The organism is Kaistia nematophila, from assembly GCF_026343855.1.
GTDB lineage: Bacteria > Pseudomonadota > Alphaproteobacteria > Rhizobiales > Kaistiaceae > Kaistia > Kaistia nematophila.
In genome coordinates this window covers 259214-274814 of record NZ_JAPKNK010000001.1, presented here as the reverse complement: position 1 = coordinate 274814, position 15601 = coordinate 259214, and the positions used below count along the sequence as shown (strand labels likewise).

Here is a 15601-nt window from a genome sequence, read left to right as displayed (position 1 = left end):
AAGCGAGGATCCATGCCGCCGAAGCCTCGGGGAACCCGAACCCGGCTTTTGCGGCGATAGCCCGGATGAATGGATCCCCGCCTTCGCGGGGATGACGGCAAGCGTGGGACAGCGACCGGCGTCCAACGGGAGAGACTCGCTCAGCTGGTCCGCAGCAGGCTCGCGATCTCGATGTCCTCGCCGAGATCCGGCCAGTGGATCGCCTCGCCGCGACCGGTCAATCGCCAATTCTCGCGCTCGGCGCGGGTGGCGCCGACGAGGCGGGGAAACCAGTCGATCGGGGTCGCCAGTTCGCGGCCATCGGCGAGGCTGACCAAGAGCGCATCCCTGGTGACGGCCGCATCGATGGCGACGGGATCAATCTTCATGGTCGTTCCTTTCCACGGCGGCCGGGATGATTCGGATCTGTCCAGCATGCCCACAGCAGCATGGCGATTCCGAGTCCCTCAACGCGCCCTGTTGGGACGTCACGTCCCGCGCGGCTTGGCGCGCGCCGTCGCCTGCGCGGTCAGCGGGTCATCCGGCCAGACATGCTTGGGATAGCGGCCGCGCATGTCGGAGCGCACGTCCTTCCACGACCCGCGCCAGAAACCGGGCAAATCCTTCGTGATCTGGATCGGCCGGTGGCCGGGCGACAGCAGCGTCACCGTCACCGGCGCGGCGCCATCGGCAACGGCCGGGTGGCGATCGAGACCGAACAGTTCCTGCACCCGGATTTCCAGCACCGGGCCGTTCTCGTTCGAATAGTCGATCGGCACGCGCGAGCCGGATGGCGGATCGAAATGGGTCGGCGCGAGGCGATCCATCTGCGCGCGCCTGGCCCACGGAACGAGGCTTGCCAGCCCCTCATGCAGGATGCCCGGCGTCACCGCGTCGAGCCGGCGCTTGCCACTCAGAAACGGCCCCAGCCAGTCTGCAAGCGTTTCGGCCAGCGCTTCATCCGAGACATCCGGCCAATCATCACCGAACCGCGCATGCAGGAAGGCAATGCGGGCGCGGAACTGTTCGGCCGTCTTTTCCCAGGGCAGGTCAGCGACGCCGCGCCGGCGGATTTCGGTGAGCAGCGCCGCCTGCACCGCCGCGTCGGAAACCTTGCCGCTGGCGCGGTCGGCGAGAACCAGCCGGCCGAGCCGTCGCACGCTGCGGCCGCGGACGGAACCGGTCTGCGGATCGAAGGCGACGCCCTCCTCCTCGGTGATCAGGCTGGCGAAATTTGCCTCGATCTCGGCGAGCGTGATTGGCGCCGCCGTCAGGATGCGGGCCTTTTCCGCCGCGCCCTGCAGGCTGGCGATCGCGAGGAAGGGTTCGCGCGACAGGGCATCGGACGCTTCGAGAACGCCGCCACGGCCATTCGCCATGACGAAGGCGCCCGGCGCGCCGCGCGCCATGGCGATGCGATCCGGGAAGGCGAAGGCGATGAGCAGACCAGCCTCCTCCGGGGTATCGCGGCCGTCATCGGGCCGCGCGCCGACATCGCGGGCCCAGCGCGAGGCGAGCTGCAGCGAGTCCCGGCTCCTGGGATCGCGGGCGGCATAGAGCCGGCGCAGCCGCTCGCGCAGGTCGGTGTCGCTGCCACCAAGACCGGTTTCGGACAGCACGGCGGCGATAGCGCCGGCAAGCCCGCCGAGCCCAAGCTCCGCCCCCTTGCGCAGCATGTGGCCGAGGCGCGGGCTGACGGCAAGACGGGCGAGCGCCTCGCCCTCCCGGGTCAGGCGGCGATCGGCGTCGAGGGCGTCGAGCCGGGAGAGCAGCGCGACGGCTTCCTCCCAGGCCGGCTTCGGCGGCGGATCGAGGAAGGCGAGCTGACCGGGATCGGCGACGCCCCAGTTGGCGAGATCGAGCACCAGCGGCGCGAGATCGGCTTCGAGGATTTCCGGCCGGTCGAAGGGCGCAAGCGCCGCCGTCTGCCCCTCCTCCCAGAGCCGGTAGCAGACGCCGGGCTCGGTGCGGCCGGCGCGGCCGCGCCGCTGGTCGGCCGAAGCGCGCGAGACGCGACGGGTTTCGAGCCGGGTCAGCCCCGTCGCCGGCTCATAGATCGGCGCGCGGGCAAGACCTGAATCGATGACGACGCGCACGCCCTCGATGGTGAGCGAGGTTTCGGCGATCGAGGTCGCCAGCACGACCTTGCGCCGGCCCGGCGCGGCGGGTCGGATGGCGCGGTCCTGCGCGGAAAAGTCGAGCGCGCCATAGAGCGGCGCGATCTCGACATCGGCCCCGACGCGCCCCTCCAGCCGCTCGGCGACGCGGCGGATTTCCGCCTGGCCGGGCAGGAAGACGAGCAGGCTGCCGGCCTCGGCGGCGAGCGCGCGGCGCACCGCGTCAGCGACGTCGTCCTCGATGCGGCGGGCGGGATCGCGGCCGCCATGCCGGGTCTCGACCGGGAACATGCGGCCGAGGCTTTCGACCACGGGCGCGTCGCCCAGGAGCCGCGCCACGCGGGCGCCGTCGATCGTCGCCGACATGACGAGGAGGCGCAGGTCGTCGCGGAGACCCGCCTGTGCGTCCAGCGCCAACGCCAGGCCGAGATCGCCATCGAGGCTGCGCTCGTGGAACTCGTCGAAGATCACCGCAGCAATGCCGTCGAGCGCGGGGTCGTCGAGGATCATGCGGGTGAACACGCCCTCGGTGACGATCTCGATCCGGGTCTTCGCCGAGACCTTCTTCTCCAGGCGGACGCGGTAGCCGACGGTCTGGCCGACCTCCTCGCCGAGCGTCTCGGCCATGCGGCGGGCGGCGGCGCGGGCGGCGAGCCGGCGCGGCTCCAGCATCAGGATGCGGCGATTCTCCCGCCAGGGCGCGTCGAGCAGCGCCAGGGGTACACGCGTCGTCTTGCCGGCGCCGGGCGGCGCCACCAGCACGGCGCTGTTTCCGCGTTCCAGCGCGGCTTTCAATTCGGGAAGGGCATCATCAACGGGCAGCATGGCTGCCGTCATAGAGTGGGATGGGCGTTCGTGCCAGTGGGGACAAGGTTCTCGCGAAGATGCGGCTGGAAAGGCGGAGCGCGCGATCAACATGGATCCCTGCTTTCGCAGGGATGACGGCGAGGGTGGGACTACAACGAGATCTCGCCGTAGAGATCGAGCCAGTCCGGATTGGCACGTTCGATCAATTCAATCTTCCAGTCCCGCTTCCAAAGCTTCATCTGCTTTTCGCGACGGATGGCCGATTCCATTGTGTCATGCACCTCGAAGTAAACCAGCGTCTTGATCCCGTAGCGACGCGTGAAGCCCTCCAGCAAACCTTCCCGGTGCTGCCAGATCCGCTGAGGCAGATTGCTTGTCACGCCGATGTAGAGCGTTCCATTTCGGGCACTGGCGAGGATGTACACGCACGGTGTCATGCACCCAAGATTGCACGACCCATCCTCGCCGTCATCCCTGCTAAAGCAGGGATCCATGGCCGGTTCACGCGCGGACGCAACCGGGATGACCGCAAGGGCAAGCCGTGTCTCGCCGCCTACAGCCACCCCCCAAAACGCAAAAAGGGCGCCGCGGGGGCGCCCTTCGAAATCGTCGACGGGGCCGAAAACCCTACTCGACCGCCTGCGGGTTGTTCGCCTCGGCATTGGCCTCGTGCACCTTCAGCTCTTCCAGCCGCGGCATCGAGACGATGTTGTAGCCGGAATCGACGAAATGCACGTCGCCGGTGACGCCGGCGCCCAGCTCCGACAGCAGGTAGAGCGCCGAGCCGCCGATCTCGTCGAGCGAGACGGTGCGGCGCAGCGGCGAATTCTTCTTCTGGTAGTTGTACATGATGCGCGCATCGGCGACGCCGGAGCCGGCGAGCGTGCGGACCGGGCCGGCCGAGATGGCGTTGACGCGGATGTTGTCGCCGCCGAAATCCATGGCGAGGTAGCGCACCGAGGATTCGAGCGCCGCCTTGGCGACGCCCATGACGTTGTAGTTCGGCATGACCCGGGTCGAGCCGCCATAGGTCAGCGTCAGGATCGAGCCGCCATCCTTCATCAGCGTCGCGGCGCGCTTGGCGATCTCCGTGAAGGAGAAGCAGGAGATCACCATCGTCTTCACGAAATTGTCGCGCGTCGTGTCGGCGTAGCGGCCCTTCAGCTCGTTCTTGTCGGAGAAGCCGATGGCATGAACGATGAAATCGATCTTGCCCCATTCCTTCTCCAGCGCCGCGAAGACGCTGTCGACCGAGGCGAGGTCCTCGACATCGCACGGCAGCAGCAGCTTGGCGCCGACAGCGTCGGCCAGCGGCTTGACGCGCCGGCCGAAGGCCTCGCCCTGATAGGTGAAGGCGAGTTCGGCGCCATGCGCGGCCAGCGTCCGGGCGATGCCCCAGGCGATCGAATGATCGTTGGCGACACCCATGATGAGACCGCGCTTGCCGCTCATCAGGTTGCTGATTGGTGCCGTCATTCGATCGTCCTTGTTCTTGTTGTGTCTCAGGCGACGTAGCGCTGGAAGACCAGCGAGGCGTTCGTGCCGCCGAAGCCGAAGGAGTTGGAGAGTACGGTATCGATCTTCGCGTCGTCGATGCGCTTGCGCACGATCGGCATGTCGGCGAAGGCCGGATCCAGTTCTTCGATGTGCGCCGATTCGACGATGAAGCGGTTGTTCATCATCAAGAGGCTGTAGATCGCTTCCTGCACGCCGGTGGCGCCGAGCGAATGGCCCGTCAGCGCCTTGGTGGCGGAAATCGGCGGGCACTTGTCACCGGAGCCGAACACGGTGCGGATCGCCTCGATTTCCGGGGCGTCGCCGGCCGGCGTCGAGGTGGCGTGCGGGTTGATGTAGTCGATCGGGCCCTTCACGGTCGAAAGCGCCTGGCGCATGCAGCGGATGGCGCCCTCGCCCGACGGGGCGACCATGTCGTAGCCGTCCGAGGTAGCGCCGTAGCCGACGACCTCGCCATAGATGCGGGCGCCGCGGGCCTTCGCATGCTCGAGCTCTTCCAGCACCAGCACGCCGGCGCCGCCGGCGATGACGAAGCCGTCGCGGTTCTTGTCATAGGGGCGCGAGGCGACGGCCGGGCGGTCGTTGTACTTGGACGACATGGCGCCCATGGCGTCGAACAGCACGGAGAGCGTCCAGTCGAGCTCCTCGCAGCCGCCGGCGAACATCACGTCCTGCTTGCCGTACTGGATCATCTCATAGGCGTTGCCGATGCAATGATTGGAGGTCGCGCAGGCGGACGAGATCGAATAGTTGACGCCCTTGATCTTGAACCAGGTCGCGAGCGTGGCGGAGGCGGTCGACGACATCGCCTTCGGCACCGCGAACGGGCCGACGCGCTTCGGGCCCTTGGAGCGGGTGATGTCGGCCGCCTCGACGATGGCGCGGGTCGACGGGCCGCCCGAGCCCATGATGATGCCGGTGCGCTCGTTCGAGACCTCGTTCTCCTCGAGGCCGGCGTCGCGGATCGCCTGCTCCATGGCGACATGGTTCCAGGCGGTGCCGCCGCCGTGGAAGCGCATGGCGCGACGGTCGACGACCTCGGCCGGATCCAGCGTCGGCATGCCCTGCACCTGGCAGCGGAAGCCGAGCTCGGCGAAGTCCTTGGCGGCGGTGATGCCGCTCCGGGCCTCGTGCAGGCTCGCCAGCACTTCCTGGGTGTTGTTGCCGATGGAGGAGACGATACCCGTCCCGGTCACTACGACCCGCTTCATCGCTCGGTGTCCTTCCTGAATTCTAACGTTCGGCCATGACCGGCCGGCCCGCACGGGCCGGCCCCGCCATCAACCGACGGCAGGTGTCGCCTCGCCCTGGAACAGGCCGACGCGCAGGTCCTTGGCGCGGTAGATGGTGACGCCATCCGCCTTCAACCAGCCATCGGCGATGCCGAGCACCAGCTTGGAGCGGAGAACGCGCTTCAGGTCGACGCCGTATTCGACCTTCTTGACGCTCGGCACGACCATGCCGGAGAACTTGATCTCGCCGGTCGAGAGCGCGCGGCCGCGACCGGGCGAACCGCTCCAGCCGAGGAAGAAGCCGAGCATCTGCCACATGGCGTCGAGGCCGAGGCAGCCCGGCATCACCGGATCGCCCTTGAAGTGGCACTGGAAGAACCAGAGATCGGGATTGACGTCGAGCTCGGCGCGGATGTGGCCCTTGCCATACTCGCCGCCCTCTTCGCTGATCGACGTGATGCGGTCGAACATCAACATGGGCGGCAGCGGCAATTGCGCATTGCCTTCGCCAAACAATTCCCCTCGCCCGCAGGCGAGCAGAGCCTCATAGTCGAAGCTCGACGGGCGATCTGCCATGCCGTCAATCTACCTCTGTTCGGCGCGGCCTCTTAACAATGCGGGCCCGCGCACTATCCTGTTTGCGTGGAGACGTTCGCCCCCCGACGCTGATCGAGGCCTTCCTAACATAGCCGTTCCCCGATCGAAAGCCCGGCGGATTTGTTCGTTCGTGCTGCGCCGGCCGCGCTGATAGGATGAAGCGGGCCGCGATCGCCCCGATGCCGCCAGGAGATGATTCGATGCCGAGATCCTTCCGCAGGAGCGTCGTTTTCGGCGCGCTGGCGATGTTTGCCGGCTTGGCAGCGGGGCCGGCGCTCGCGGGCAGCGGCATCGACACGCCGCAACTGTTCCAGCAACCCAATCTTTTCAGCCAGCCAAAGATGTTCACGGCGCCACAGCCGACCGTGCGCACGCCAGCCGGTCCGCAGATCCGGCCGATGGTCGGCAGCGAATGCCGCACCCTGCTCGGCACCTGCCCGCTCGGCCGGCTGGAGCAGGCCGGCGACCGCTGCTTCTGCCGGACGCCGAGGGGAGCCGTGCAGCAGGGCACGACGGAGATCCGTCGCCAGGGTCGCTGACGGCCGGGGCCGCGTGGCTCTTCAACGTCGGGAAGGCAACGCCCGGAGGCGCCGGTCAGGACTTCGGACCGAGGATCGCCGGCAGCAGGCCGGGGAAGCGGGCTTCGAGGTCGTCGAAGCGGACCGAGATCATCCGCTTGGCGCCATCGATGCGGGCGCGGGTGACGCCGGCCTCGCGCAGCTTGGCGAGGTGATAGGTCAGGTTGGTCTTGGGCAGGCCGGAAAAGGCCGAGGTCGCGCCGCAGCTGTCCTCGCCAACCTTCATCAGGTGCTGCACCACGTCGCGCCGGATCGGGTCGCTCAGCGCCTCCAGCACGGCGGAAAGATCGATCTGCTCGGTGAGCGGGTGAAACAGGTCCTTGGCCATGGACGAGACATAAAGCTGGCGACCAATCAGTTCAAGAGTTATTGAACTTTGCTTGACGCCTCCGATTGCCGCGCCATATTGTCCAACAGTTTTTGAACTCTTGGATAAAACACCATGCTTCGCTCCCTGATCTGGCTGGCGCTCGGCACCTTCGCCATCGGCACGGAAGGCTTCATGATCGCCGGCATCCTGCCGATGATCGCCGGCGACCTGCAGGTGTCGGTCGCGGCGGCCGGCCATCTCGTCACCTGCTTCGCGCTGGTCTACGCCGTGGCGGCGCCGCTGCTCGCGGTGGCGACGGCCAACTGGCCGCGCAAGACGCTGCTCGCCGCCGCCATCACCGCCTTCGGCCTCGCCAACATCGTCGCCGGGCTGGCGCCGGACTATCTCTGGCTGATGGTGTCGCGCGTGCTGCTGGCGCTGTCGGCCGCCGCCTTCGTGCCGTCCGCCTCGGGCACGGCGGCGACCATGGTCGCGCCGGAAAAGCGCGGCCGCGCCATCTCGATCATCTACACGGGCATGACGGTGTCGATCATCGTCGGCGTGCCGATCGGCACGCTGGTCGCCGAGCATTTCGGCTGGCGCGCCACCTTCCTCGGCGTCGCCGGGCTGGCGGCGATCGCCCTTGTCGGCATCCTCGCCGCGCTGCCGCGCGTCGACGCGCCGGCCAGCGTCTCGCTCGCCGCCCGCATCGAGATGGTCCGCCGCCCCGACCTCCTGATCGTGCTGGCGCTGACCTTCCTGACGCTCGGCGGCATCTTCGCGATCAACACCTATTTCGGCGCCCTGATGACCGAGATCTTCGGCGCGACGCCGGAAATGGTCGCCGGCGCGCTGTTCCTGGCCGGCATTGGCGGCGCCGCCGGCAACCTGATCGGCGGCTATGCCGCCGACCGCTGGAACGGCAGGCGCTTCCTCACCGCCGTGCTGGCGACGCTGACGATCAACTTCGCCGCGCTGTCGCTGGTCTCGGTCTTCGCGCCCGACCGGCACGGCCTCGTCGTCGCCTATGTCATCGCCGCCGTCTGGGGCCTAGCGGGCTGGTCGTTCCCGGCCGTGCAGCAGGTGCGGCTCGTCCGCCTGGCGCCGTCGCTCGCCGCGGTGTCGCTGTCGCTGAACTCGTCGGCGCTCTATTTCGGCACGGCGACCGGCGCCGCGATCGGCGCGCTCGCGATCGATTTCGTCTCGATCACGGCGATCGGCTGGACCGCCGCGCTGTTCGAGCTGGCGGCGCTCGTCCTGATGCTGGCGACGATGAAGGCGCCGGCGCGACAGGCGGAGCCTTCTCCCTGCCCCGCCGCCGAGCGGGCCTGATCAGGCCTTCTCGGGATAGAGACCGAGCAGGCCGGCGCGGCTCGCCTCGGCGACGCCGCGCTCGGTGACGAGGCCGGTGACGAGGCGGGCGGGCGTCACGTCGAAGGCCGGGTTGCCGACCTTGGTCCCCTTCGGCGCCAGCCGAACCTTGACGATCGAGCCGTCGCCGGCGACGCCGGAGATATGGGTCACCTCGTCGGAGGCGCGCTCCTCGATCTCGATCTCGGCGACGCCGTCCTCCATGTTCCAGTCGATCGTCGAGCCGGGCAGCACGACATAGAAGGGCACGTGGTTGTCTTTGGCCGCGAGCGCCTTCAGATAGGTGCCGATCTTGTTGCAGGCGTCGCCCGAGGCGGTGACGCGGTCGGCGCCGACCAGGCAGATGTCGACCTGGCCATGCTGCATCAGGTGACCGCCGGCATTGTCGACGATCAACGTGTGCGGCACGCCATGCGAGCCGAGCTCCCACGTCGTCAGGCTGGCGCCCTGGTTGCGCGGCCGGGTCTCGTCAACCCAGACATGGACGGGGATGCCGTCGTCATGGGCGCGGTAGATCACGCCGAGCGCCGTGCCCCAGTCGACGCAGGCGATCCAGCCGGTGTTGCAATGGGTCAGGATGTTGACCGGGCGCGAGCGGCCATTGGCCTCGTAGATCTCGCGCACCAGCCGCGCGCCCTGTTCGGCGATGGCGCCATTGGTCTCGATGTCCTCTGCACGCAGCCGGTCGGCGACGACATAGGCGGCGACGGCGCGATCGTCCGGGGCCAGGTCGCGGATCTCGCGGCGCAGGATCTCGAGCGCCCAGCGCAGATTGACGGCGGTCGGCCGGGCGGCGTTGATCGCGTCGAAGGCGGCATCGACATTGGCGTCGGACGGGTCGTCGCGCAGCGCCATCGCATAGCCATAGGCGCCGGTGACGCCGATCAGCGGCGCCCCGCGCACCACCATGCGCTTGATCGCGTCGATGGCGTCGGCGACGTTCATCAGCTTCAGCGTATCGAAGCGATGCGGCAGCAGGGTCTGGTCGACGACGGTGACCGTGGTCTCGGAGGGATCGCGCCAGATCGACCGATAGGATACGCCGTCGACTTTCATCAAAAACTCCGCGACCGAAAATGGGATGACCGCCCTCACGTAATCGAGTAGAGGCGGAAGTACCAGTAACCATCAGGGCTCCATCGATGTCGACCCCGCAAATCCGCGCCATTTTGACCGATATCGAGGGCACGACCTCGTCGATCTCCTTCGTCAAGGACGTGCTGTTTCCCTTTGCGCGCAGTCGCCTCGCCGGCTTCGTCGCCGAACACGCGGCCGACCCGGAAGTCGCCGACGCGCTGGCCGAGGCGCGCACGCTGGCCGAACGGCCCGATCTCGACACGGAAGCGACGATCGCCCTCCTGCAGGGGTGGATCGACGAGGACCGCAAGGCCAAGCCGCTCAAGGCGCTGCAGGGCATGATCTGGGAGGACGGCTATCGTTCCGGCGTGCTGAAGGGCGACATCTATCCCGACGCCATCGCCGGGCTCGAGGCCTGGAAAGCCGAGGGCCTCGCCCTCTACGTCTATTCGTCCGGCTCGGTGCTGGCGCAGAAGCTGATCTTCGGCTTCACCCATGCCGGCGACCTGACGCCGCTCTTCTCCGGCTATTTCGACACCGCCATCGGCTCGAAGCTCGAGGCGGCGTCCTATACCGCGATCGCCGGCGAGATCGGCATCGCCCCGGCCGAGATCCTGTTCCTCTCCGACAACACGAAGGAACTGGACGCGGCCCGCGCCGCCGGCATGAAGACGATCGGCCTCGACCGCGGCGAGGCGGTGATCCCGCCCGACCAGACCCATCCGCTCGTCACCGAATTCGGCGCCATCGACGCGAAGGCCGGCACCGTCCGCAACGCAGGATGAACCGGGAATCGGGCTCCGCCACGGCGGTCGGCGCCGCCGCGATCGGCCTCTGGGCCTGCCTCGCGGCGCTGACCGGCGCCAGCAAGTCCGTTCCGACCTTCGAGGCGCTCGGCCTCACCTTCGCCATCGCCGCCGTCGCGGCGCTGGCCGGCTTCCTCGCCATGCGCGGCCCGGCCGGCGTCCGCGCCGGCCTGCGGCAATGGCCGCTCCGGGCATGGGTCCTGACCACGGTCGCGATCTTCGCCTATCACGCGCTCTATTTCGCCGCGCTGCGCCTCGCCCCGCCGGCGCAGGCAAGCCTGATCAACTATCTCTGGCCGCTCCTGATCGTGCTCTTCTCCGGCCTGATCCCCGGCGGCAGCACCAGGCTCGGCCTGCCGCAGGTCGCCGGCGCCGTCCTCGGCTTCGCCGCCACGCTGCTTCTGGTCGGCGGGCCCGGCCCGGTCGAGGCGAGCGGCACGGCGATGGCCGGCTATCTCGCCGCCCTCGTCTGCGCCTTCACCTGGTCGCTCTATTCGGTGCTGAACAACCGCATCAACGCGCCGGGCAGCGAGCCGATGATCGTCGTCTGCGCCCTCGTCGCCGTGCTGGCGGGCCTCTGCCATCTCGCGATCGGCGAGACATTCGTCCTGCCCGATACCGGCGCGACATTGTCGCTGCTCGCGCTCGGCATCGGCCCGATCGGCGCCGCCTTCGTCGCCTGGGACCACGCCACCAAGCATGGCAGGCTGGCCCTGCTCGGCGCCATGTCCTATGCGGCGCCGCCGCTGTCGACGCTGATCCTGGTGCTGACCGGCCAGGCGGAGCCGAGCCTCACCCTGCTCGCCGCCACCCTGCTCGTCGTCGCCGGCGCCGGCCTCGCGGCGTTCGGCTCGAAATGGCTGCAGCGCCGCGGCCAGCCGGCCTGAGCGCGCCGCGAAGGGGCCGCTCTAGCGCAGCGTCTCGGCGAAGAAGTCGAGCAGCCGCTTCCAGTGCCGCGCCGCGCCAGCCTCGTCATAGACGCCGTGATCGCTGACCGCCCAGCCATGCGCCATGCCGACATAATTCTCGACGATATGGTCGACGCCGGCCTCGCGCAGCGCCTCGGCCAGCTTCGCCGATTGCGCCGGCGGGAAGCTCGCGTCGACGCCTGCCTCGCCGACATAGACGCGCGCCCGGATCGAGCCGGCGCGCAGATGCGGGCTGTCGGGCGCGTCGCTGGCGAGATTGCCGCCATGGAAGCTCGCCGCCGCCGCGATCCTGTCCGGATAGGCCGCCGCCGCCGTCAGCGCCCGGCCGCCGCCGAAGCAATAGCCGACCGCGCCGATCGGACCGGTCGCGCCGGCCGCGGTCAGCGTCTCGATGAAGGCGGCGCCGTCGCGCTCGGTCATCGCCTGGGTCGTCGCCTGCAACATCGCCCGCAGTTGGACCCGCGTCGTCTCGTTGCTGAAAGCGGTGGTGTCGAACGGCCCATAGGGCGCGGACCGGTAGAAGAGGTCCGGCACGAGGACGAAATAGCCGGCATCCACCAGCTTCTCGGCCATGCCGTAGAGCGCCGGCCGGAGGCCGAAGGCGTCCATGTAGAGGATGACGCCGGAAAGGGTGGCGTTCGGCCCGGCCGGGGCGAACAGGGCGGCGCTGGCGGCGCCGTCGGCGGTCTTGATCTCGACGTCCTGTCTCATCGCAATGCGTCCGTGGTGGGAGAAGCAGCCGGAAGGCAACGGACGGAAGATAAGGCGGCCGAAGCGAACCTCAATCGCCGTCGCGGCCGAAATTGCGCACCAGCACGGCGGCCAGGATGATCGCGCCGGTCAGCAGGTCCTGCAGGAAGCTCGGCACGCCGAGGATGGTGAGGCCGTTGGAGACGACGGCGATGATCGCCGCGCCGACCAGCGTGCCGGGCACGCTCGGCTCGCCCTCGCGGAACGCCGTCATGCCGAGGAAGACGGCCGCATAGGCCTGCAGCAGGTAGCCGCCGCCGCCGGTCGGATGCGCGCTGCCGAGGCGGGCCGTCAGCAGCAGGCCGGCGAGGCCGGCGAGCGCCGCGCAGAGCGCGAAGGCGATGACCATGTCGCGCCGGACCGGCAGGCCGACCAGGCGCGCCGCCTCGCGATTGCCGCCGATCGCATAGAGCCGGCGGCCGAACTCGGTCTGGTCGAGCAGCAGCCAGAACACGATCGCGACGCCGATCAGCCACAGCGTCGGCACGGGCACGCCGGCGAGCGTGCCGCGGCCGAGATCGCGAAAACCGGCCGGAATGCCGGAAAAGAGGGTGGCGCCGTTGGAAACCCAGAAGGTCAAGCCGCCGATCACCGTGCCGAAGGCGAGCGTGGCGATGAAGCTCGGCACCTTGTAGCGGGCGACGAGGAAGCCGGAGACGGCCCCCATCGCCACCGCCGAGACGAGGACGACGATCATCACCACGGGAACGGCGACGCCGGCCGCGAACAGGGCGGCGGCGGCGATGCCGGCCCAGGAGACGACGGCGGAGACGGAGAGGTCGAACTCGCCCAGCACCATCACCAGCGTCGCGCCGATGGCGACGATGGCGAGCAGCGCCATCTGCTGGGTGATGTTGACGAGGTTCGACATCGAGCCGAAGGCCTGCGGCGAGGCGATGGCGAAGACGAGGATGATCAGCGCCAGCGCCAGAAGCGTGCCGTAACGGCGAAAGAAGGTCATGCGGAGCGTTCCGAGGGCGGCCGATGCTCGTCCGGAGCATGGCCGAAGGCGGCGGCGACGACCGCCGCGCGGGTGAGCGAGGAACCGTCGAGCTCGGCCACCAGCCGACCGGCATGGAGCACGAGGACGCGGCCGGAAAGGGCGAGGAGTTCCTCGATGTCGCTGGTCGCCATCAGGACGGCGGCGCTGTCGGCGGCGATCCGGCGCATCTCGGCATGGATCTCGCCCTTGGCGCCGACATCGACGCCGCGCGTCGGCTCGTCGACGAGCAGGGCGCGGATCGGGCGGCCGAGCCAGCGGCCGAACAGCAGCTTCTGCTGGTTGCCGCCGGAAAGCGTCGCCGGCGAGCGGTCCGGACCGGCGGCGACGAGGCGGAGACGGGCGCCGGTGGCCTTGGCGAATTTGCGGATTTTCGAGCGCGACGGGACCGGAAGGCGCGGGACCGCGCGAAAATCGGAAAGGTGAGCCAGCGAAAGATTGCTCTCGATCGAGAGCGAATTGGCGAGGCCCTCGCGGCGGCGGTCCTCGGGCACATAGGCGCAGCCGGCGGCGATGCGGCCGGCCGGCCCATGCCCGGGCACCTGGCCGTCGATCGCGATCAGCCCCCGTCCCGGCGTCGCGCCCCAGAGCGTGCGCAGGAGCGACGAACGGCCGGCGCCGACGAGGCCGTAGAGGCCGACGATCTCGCCCGGCCGCACGGCAAGGGCGACGCGACCGTCGCCCGGGCCGAAGGCGAGATCGGCGGCCAGCGCGGGCTTTTCACCTCTCCCATCGGGAGAGGTCGACGGCGCAGCCGGCGGGTGAGGGGTTGCGGCGTTGCCGGAGGGGCCTGTCCCTCTCACCCGGCCCTCCGGGCCGACCTCGCCCCCTGGGAGAGGTGAATGAGTGGAAGAGCCCGCCCCCGTAGTCCCCGACATCATCGCGACCAGACCGGCGCGGCTGGTGTTGGCGACGGCGCCGAAGCCGACCGTGCGGCCGTTTCTGAGCACAGTGTAGCTGTCGCAGAGGTCGAGCACCTCGTCGAGCCGGTGCGAGATGAACAGAACGGCGCAGCCCTCGGCCGAAAGCTGGCGCACGATCGCGTGCAGCCGCTCGGCCTCGCCCTCGGACAGGCTGGAGGTCGGCTCGTCCATGACGACGAGGCGGCAGGGGTCCATCAGCGCGCGAACGATTTCCGCCATCTGACGCTGGCCGGGCGTCAGCCGCGCCGCCGGCCGGTCGAGCGGCAGGTCGGGGGCGATGCGCGCCGCCACCTCGGATACCTTCGCCCGCATGGCGCGGCGATCGATGAACGGGCCGCGGCGCGGATGGCGGCGGCCGATCCAGGCATTGCCGACGGCGTCGAAATGCGGAACCAGGTTCAGTTCCTGGTGGATGAAGCGGAGACCCAGCGCCTCGGCCGCGCGCGGGCCGTCGATGGTCACGTCGGCGCCATCGAGGCGGATCGTGCCGGCATCGGGCTGGTAGAGGCCGGAAAGCGTCTTGATCAGGGTCGACTTGCCGGCGCCGTTTTCGCCGACAAGCGCATGCACCGACCCCGCGCGGAGCGCGAGATCGGCGGAATCGAGAGCTTTCGTCGCGCCGAAGTGCTTGACGAGGCCGCCCAGCGCGAGAAAGGAATCCGATGTCACGGGCAGGTGACGCCCAGCGTCTCCGGGGTGATCAGCTTGGCCGGCGCGTAGATCTCGGCCTTCTCCGGCGCCTTGCCGGCGAGAATGCCGGTCAGGCCCTCGGCCGCGAGGCTGGCCATGGCGTCGAAGTCCTGGCTGACCGTGCCCTTGATGTGCGAGCACGACTTGATCAGCTCGACCGCCTGCGGATTGCCGTCGATGCCGGCGATGATGATCTTCGAATCCGGCTTGTCTGCCTCGATCGCCAGCTGCGCGCCGATCGCCGGCTCGTCCCAGGCCGCCCAGACCGCGTCGATCTGGTCGCCCTGGCTCTTCAGCCAGTTCTCGGTGGTCTTGCGCGCGTCGTCGACCGGGCCCGGCACGACGACATAGTGATCGGCGACGACCTTGATGTCCGGGTACTTCTTCAGCGCCGCGTCGAGCGCCAGCTCGCGCTGGTGCACGCCCGGATGGGCCGAATAGTAGAACTTGGCGATGTTGCCCTTGCCGCCGAGCTTGCCGAACAGGAAGTCGGACAGCTTGGTGCCGAGCTCGAAATTGTCCGAGGTGACGTTGAGCACGACGCCCGGCGCCTTGGCGCCGTCGATGGTGACGACCGGAATGCCGGCAGCGGCGGCGGCGTTGACCTGATCCTGGATCTGGGTCGGATCGACGCTGACGAGCACGATCGCCGCGACCTTGGCGGCGATGACATCCTCGATGCGGCTGGCGAGCTGGCCCATGTCGCCGCGCGTGTCGACGACCGTGGCGTTCCAGCCGGCCGTCTTGGCCTTGTCCTGGAACACGTTGATCATCTGATTGGTGGCGACCGAGCTCTGATACGGCGTCAGCACCGCCACGTCGGCGGCGAAGGCGCCAGCCGTCGAGGCCATCAAACCGGCCAAGGCCAAACCAAGAATTCCAGCCCGCATTTTTTCACTCTCCCCTTGGGTGCGGGGAGA

At 69.0% G+C, this 15601-nt stretch carries 16 protein-coding genes; 4 read left to right on the top strand and 12 right to left on the bottom strand.

Annotation, left to right across the window (positions count from 1 at the left end):
- Positions 1–140 precede the first annotated feature (140 nt).
- The 6 genes from OSH07_RS01290 to fabA all read right to left on the bottom strand — a co-directional run bounded on the left by OSH07_RS01290 (position 141) and on the right by fabA (position 6226).
- Complete coding sequence (locus OSH07_RS01290) at positions 141–368, bottom strand: DUF2442 domain-containing protein (RefSeq protein WP_266336796.1); 228 nt, start codon at positions 366–368, stop codon at positions 141–143.
- 99 nt (positions 369–467) lie between these two features.
- Entirely contained in the window at positions 468–2921 is a 2454-nt protein-coding gene (gene hrpB / locus OSH07_RS01285) for an ATP-dependent helicase HrpB (RefSeq protein ID WP_266336795.1), read from the bottom strand.
- Positions 2922–3052: 131 nt separating this feature from the next.
- Entirely contained in the window at positions 3053–3340 is a 288-nt protein-coding gene (locus OSH07_RS01280) for a GIY-YIG nuclease family protein (protein WP_266336794.1), read from the bottom strand.
- Between the two features lie 190 nt (positions 3341–3530).
- Positions 3531–4379 (bottom strand): enoyl-ACP reductase FabI, encoded by an 849-nt coding sequence (fabI, locus tag OSH07_RS01275; RefSeq protein WP_266336793.1) that lies wholly within the window; start codon positions 4377–4379, stop codon positions 3531–3533.
- Between the two features lie 26 nt (positions 4380–4405).
- On the bottom strand, positions 4406–5629 hold the full coding sequence (gene fabB / locus OSH07_RS01270) for a beta-ketoacyl-ACP synthase I (RefSeq protein ID WP_266336792.1): 1224 nt from the start codon (positions 5627–5629) through the stop codon (positions 4406–4408).
- 69 nt (positions 5630–5698) lie between these two features.
- Positions 5699–6226, bottom strand: a complete 528-nt coding sequence (gene fabA, locus OSH07_RS01265; RefSeq protein ID WP_266336791.1) for a 3-hydroxyacyl-[acyl-carrier-protein] dehydratase FabA — start codon at positions 6224–6226, stop codon at positions 5699–5701.
- A 221-nt stretch (positions 6227–6447) separates the two neighbouring features.
- On the opposite strand from fabA, the gene OSH07_RS01260 reads away from it, so the two are divergent.
- Positions 6448–6786 carry a hypothetical protein gene (locus OSH07_RS01260; protein WP_266336790.1) on the top strand — a complete coding sequence of 113 codons (339 nt, stop codon included), beginning with the start codon at positions 6448–6450 and terminating at the stop codon, positions 6784–6786.
- 55 nt (positions 6787–6841) lie between these two features.
- Here OSH07_RS01260 and OSH07_RS01255 read toward each other — a convergent pair whose 3' ends face one another.
- Positions 6842–7153, bottom strand: coding sequence for an ArsR/SmtB family transcription factor (locus tag OSH07_RS01255; protein WP_266336789.1), 312 nt, complete (start codon positions 7151–7153; stop codon positions 6842–6844).
- 114 nt (positions 7154–7267) lie between these two features.
- Here OSH07_RS01255 and OSH07_RS01250 point away from each other — a divergent pair, with 114 nt between their 5' ends.
- Complete coding sequence (locus OSH07_RS01250; RefSeq protein ID WP_266336788.1) at positions 7268–8467, top strand: MFS transporter; 1200 nt, start codon at positions 7268–7270, stop codon at positions 8465–8467.
- Here OSH07_RS01250 and mtnA read toward each other — a convergent pair whose 3' ends face one another.
- The gene (mtnA, locus tag OSH07_RS01245) at positions 8468–9562 is read right to left on the bottom strand and encodes an S-methyl-5-thioribose-1-phosphate isomerase (protein ID WP_266336787.1); all 1095 of its coding nucleotides are present in this window, start codon (positions 9560–9562) and stop codon (positions 8468–8470) included. It abuts the gene before it with no gap.
- Positions 9563–9648: 86 nt separating this feature from the next.
- On the opposite strand from mtnA, the gene mtnC reads away from it, so the two are divergent.
- Positions 9649–10368, top strand: a complete 720-nt coding sequence (gene mtnC, locus OSH07_RS01240; RefSeq protein WP_266336786.1) for an acireductone synthase — start codon at positions 9649–9651, stop codon at positions 10366–10368.
- Positions 10365–11276: a DMT family transporter gene (locus OSH07_RS01235; RefSeq protein WP_266336785.1), complete on the top strand. Its 912-nt coding sequence runs from the start codon at positions 10365–10367 to the stop codon at positions 11274–11276. Before mtnC ends, OSH07_RS01235 begins: the two co-directional genes overlap by 4 nt.
- Positions 11277–11297: 21 nt before the next feature.
- On the opposite strand, the gene OSH07_RS01230 is transcribed toward OSH07_RS01235, so the two are convergent.
- The 4 genes from OSH07_RS01230 to OSH07_RS01215 form a co-directional block, all read right to left on the bottom strand.
- Positions 11298–12029: a dienelactone hydrolase family protein gene (locus tag OSH07_RS01230; RefSeq protein WP_266336784.1), complete on the bottom strand. Its 732-nt coding sequence runs from the start codon at positions 12027–12029 to the stop codon at positions 11298–11300.
- Between the two features lie 70 nt (positions 12030–12099).
- The gene (locus OSH07_RS01225; protein ID WP_266336783.1) at positions 12100–13029 is read right to left on the bottom strand and encodes an ABC transporter permease; all 930 of its coding nucleotides are present in this window, start codon (positions 13027–13029) and stop codon (positions 12100–12102) included.
- Entirely contained in the window at positions 13026–14660 is a 1635-nt protein-coding gene (locus tag OSH07_RS01220; protein ID WP_266336782.1) for a sugar ABC transporter ATP-binding protein, read from the bottom strand. Before OSH07_RS01220 ends, OSH07_RS01225 begins: the two co-directional genes overlap by 4 nt.
- Positions 14657–15532: a sugar ABC transporter substrate-binding protein gene (locus tag OSH07_RS01215; protein ID WP_266336781.1), complete on the bottom strand. Its 876-nt coding sequence runs from the start codon at positions 15530–15532 to the stop codon at positions 14657–14659. Before OSH07_RS01215 ends, OSH07_RS01220 begins: the two co-directional genes overlap by 4 nt.
- Positions 15533–15601: the final 69 nt, after the last annotated feature.

Bases quoted from the DNA above. Each gene is read 5' to 3' on its own strand.
- mtnC (WP_266336786.1), top strand. From the start codon at position 9,649: ATGTCGACCCCGCAAATCCGCGCCATTTTGACCGATATCGAGGGCACG.
- fabB (WP_266336792.1), bottom strand. From the start codon at position 5,629: ATGAAGCGGGTCGTAGTGACCGGGACGGGTATCGTCTCCTCCATCGGC.
- OSH07_RS01225 (WP_266336783.1), bottom strand. From the start codon at position 13,029: ATGACCTTCTTTCGCCGTTACGGCACGCTTCTGGCGCTGGCGCTGATC.
- hrpB (WP_266336795.1), bottom strand. From the start codon at position 2,921: ATGCTGCCCGTTGATGATGCCCTTCCCGAATTGAAAGCCGCGCTGGAA.
- fabA (WP_266336791.1), bottom strand. From the start codon at position 6,226: ATGGCAGATCGCCCGTCGAGCTTCGACTATGAGGCTCTGCTCGCCTGC.
- OSH07_RS01235 (WP_266336785.1), top strand. From the start codon at position 10,365: ATGAACCGGGAATCGGGCTCCGCCACGGCGGTCGGCGCCGCCGCGATC.
- OSH07_RS01250 (WP_266336788.1), top strand. From the start codon at position 7,268: ATGCTTCGCTCCCTGATCTGGCTGGCGCTCGGCACCTTCGCCATCGGC.
- OSH07_RS01280 (WP_266336794.1), bottom strand. From the start codon at position 3,340: ATGACACCGTGCGTGTACATCCTCGCCAGTGCCCGAAATGGAACGCTC.
- OSH07_RS01215 (WP_266336781.1), bottom strand. From the start codon at position 15,532: ATGGCCTCGACGGCTGGCGCCTTCGCCGCCGACGTGGCGGTGCTGACG.
- OSH07_RS01260 (WP_266336790.1), top strand. From the start codon at position 6,448: ATGCCGAGATCCTTCCGCAGGAGCGTCGTTTTCGGCGCGCTGGCGATG.
- OSH07_RS01255 (WP_266336789.1), bottom strand. From the start codon at position 7,153: ATGGCCAAGGACCTGTTTCACCCGCTCACCGAGCAGATCGATCTTTCC.
- OSH07_RS01230 (WP_266336784.1), bottom strand. From the start codon at position 12,029: ATGAGACAGGACGTCGAGATCAAGACCGCCGACGGCGCCGCCAGCGCC.
- mtnA (WP_266336787.1), bottom strand. From the start codon at position 9,562: ATGAAAGTCGACGGCGTATCCTATCGGTCGATCTGGCGCGATCCCTCC.
- fabI (WP_266336793.1), bottom strand. From the start codon at position 4,379: ATGACGGCACCAATCAGCAACCTGATGAGCGGCAAGCGCGGTCTCATC.
- OSH07_RS01290 (WP_266336796.1), bottom strand. From the start codon at position 368: ATGAAGATTGATCCCGTCGCCATCGATGCGGCCGTCACCAGGGATGCG.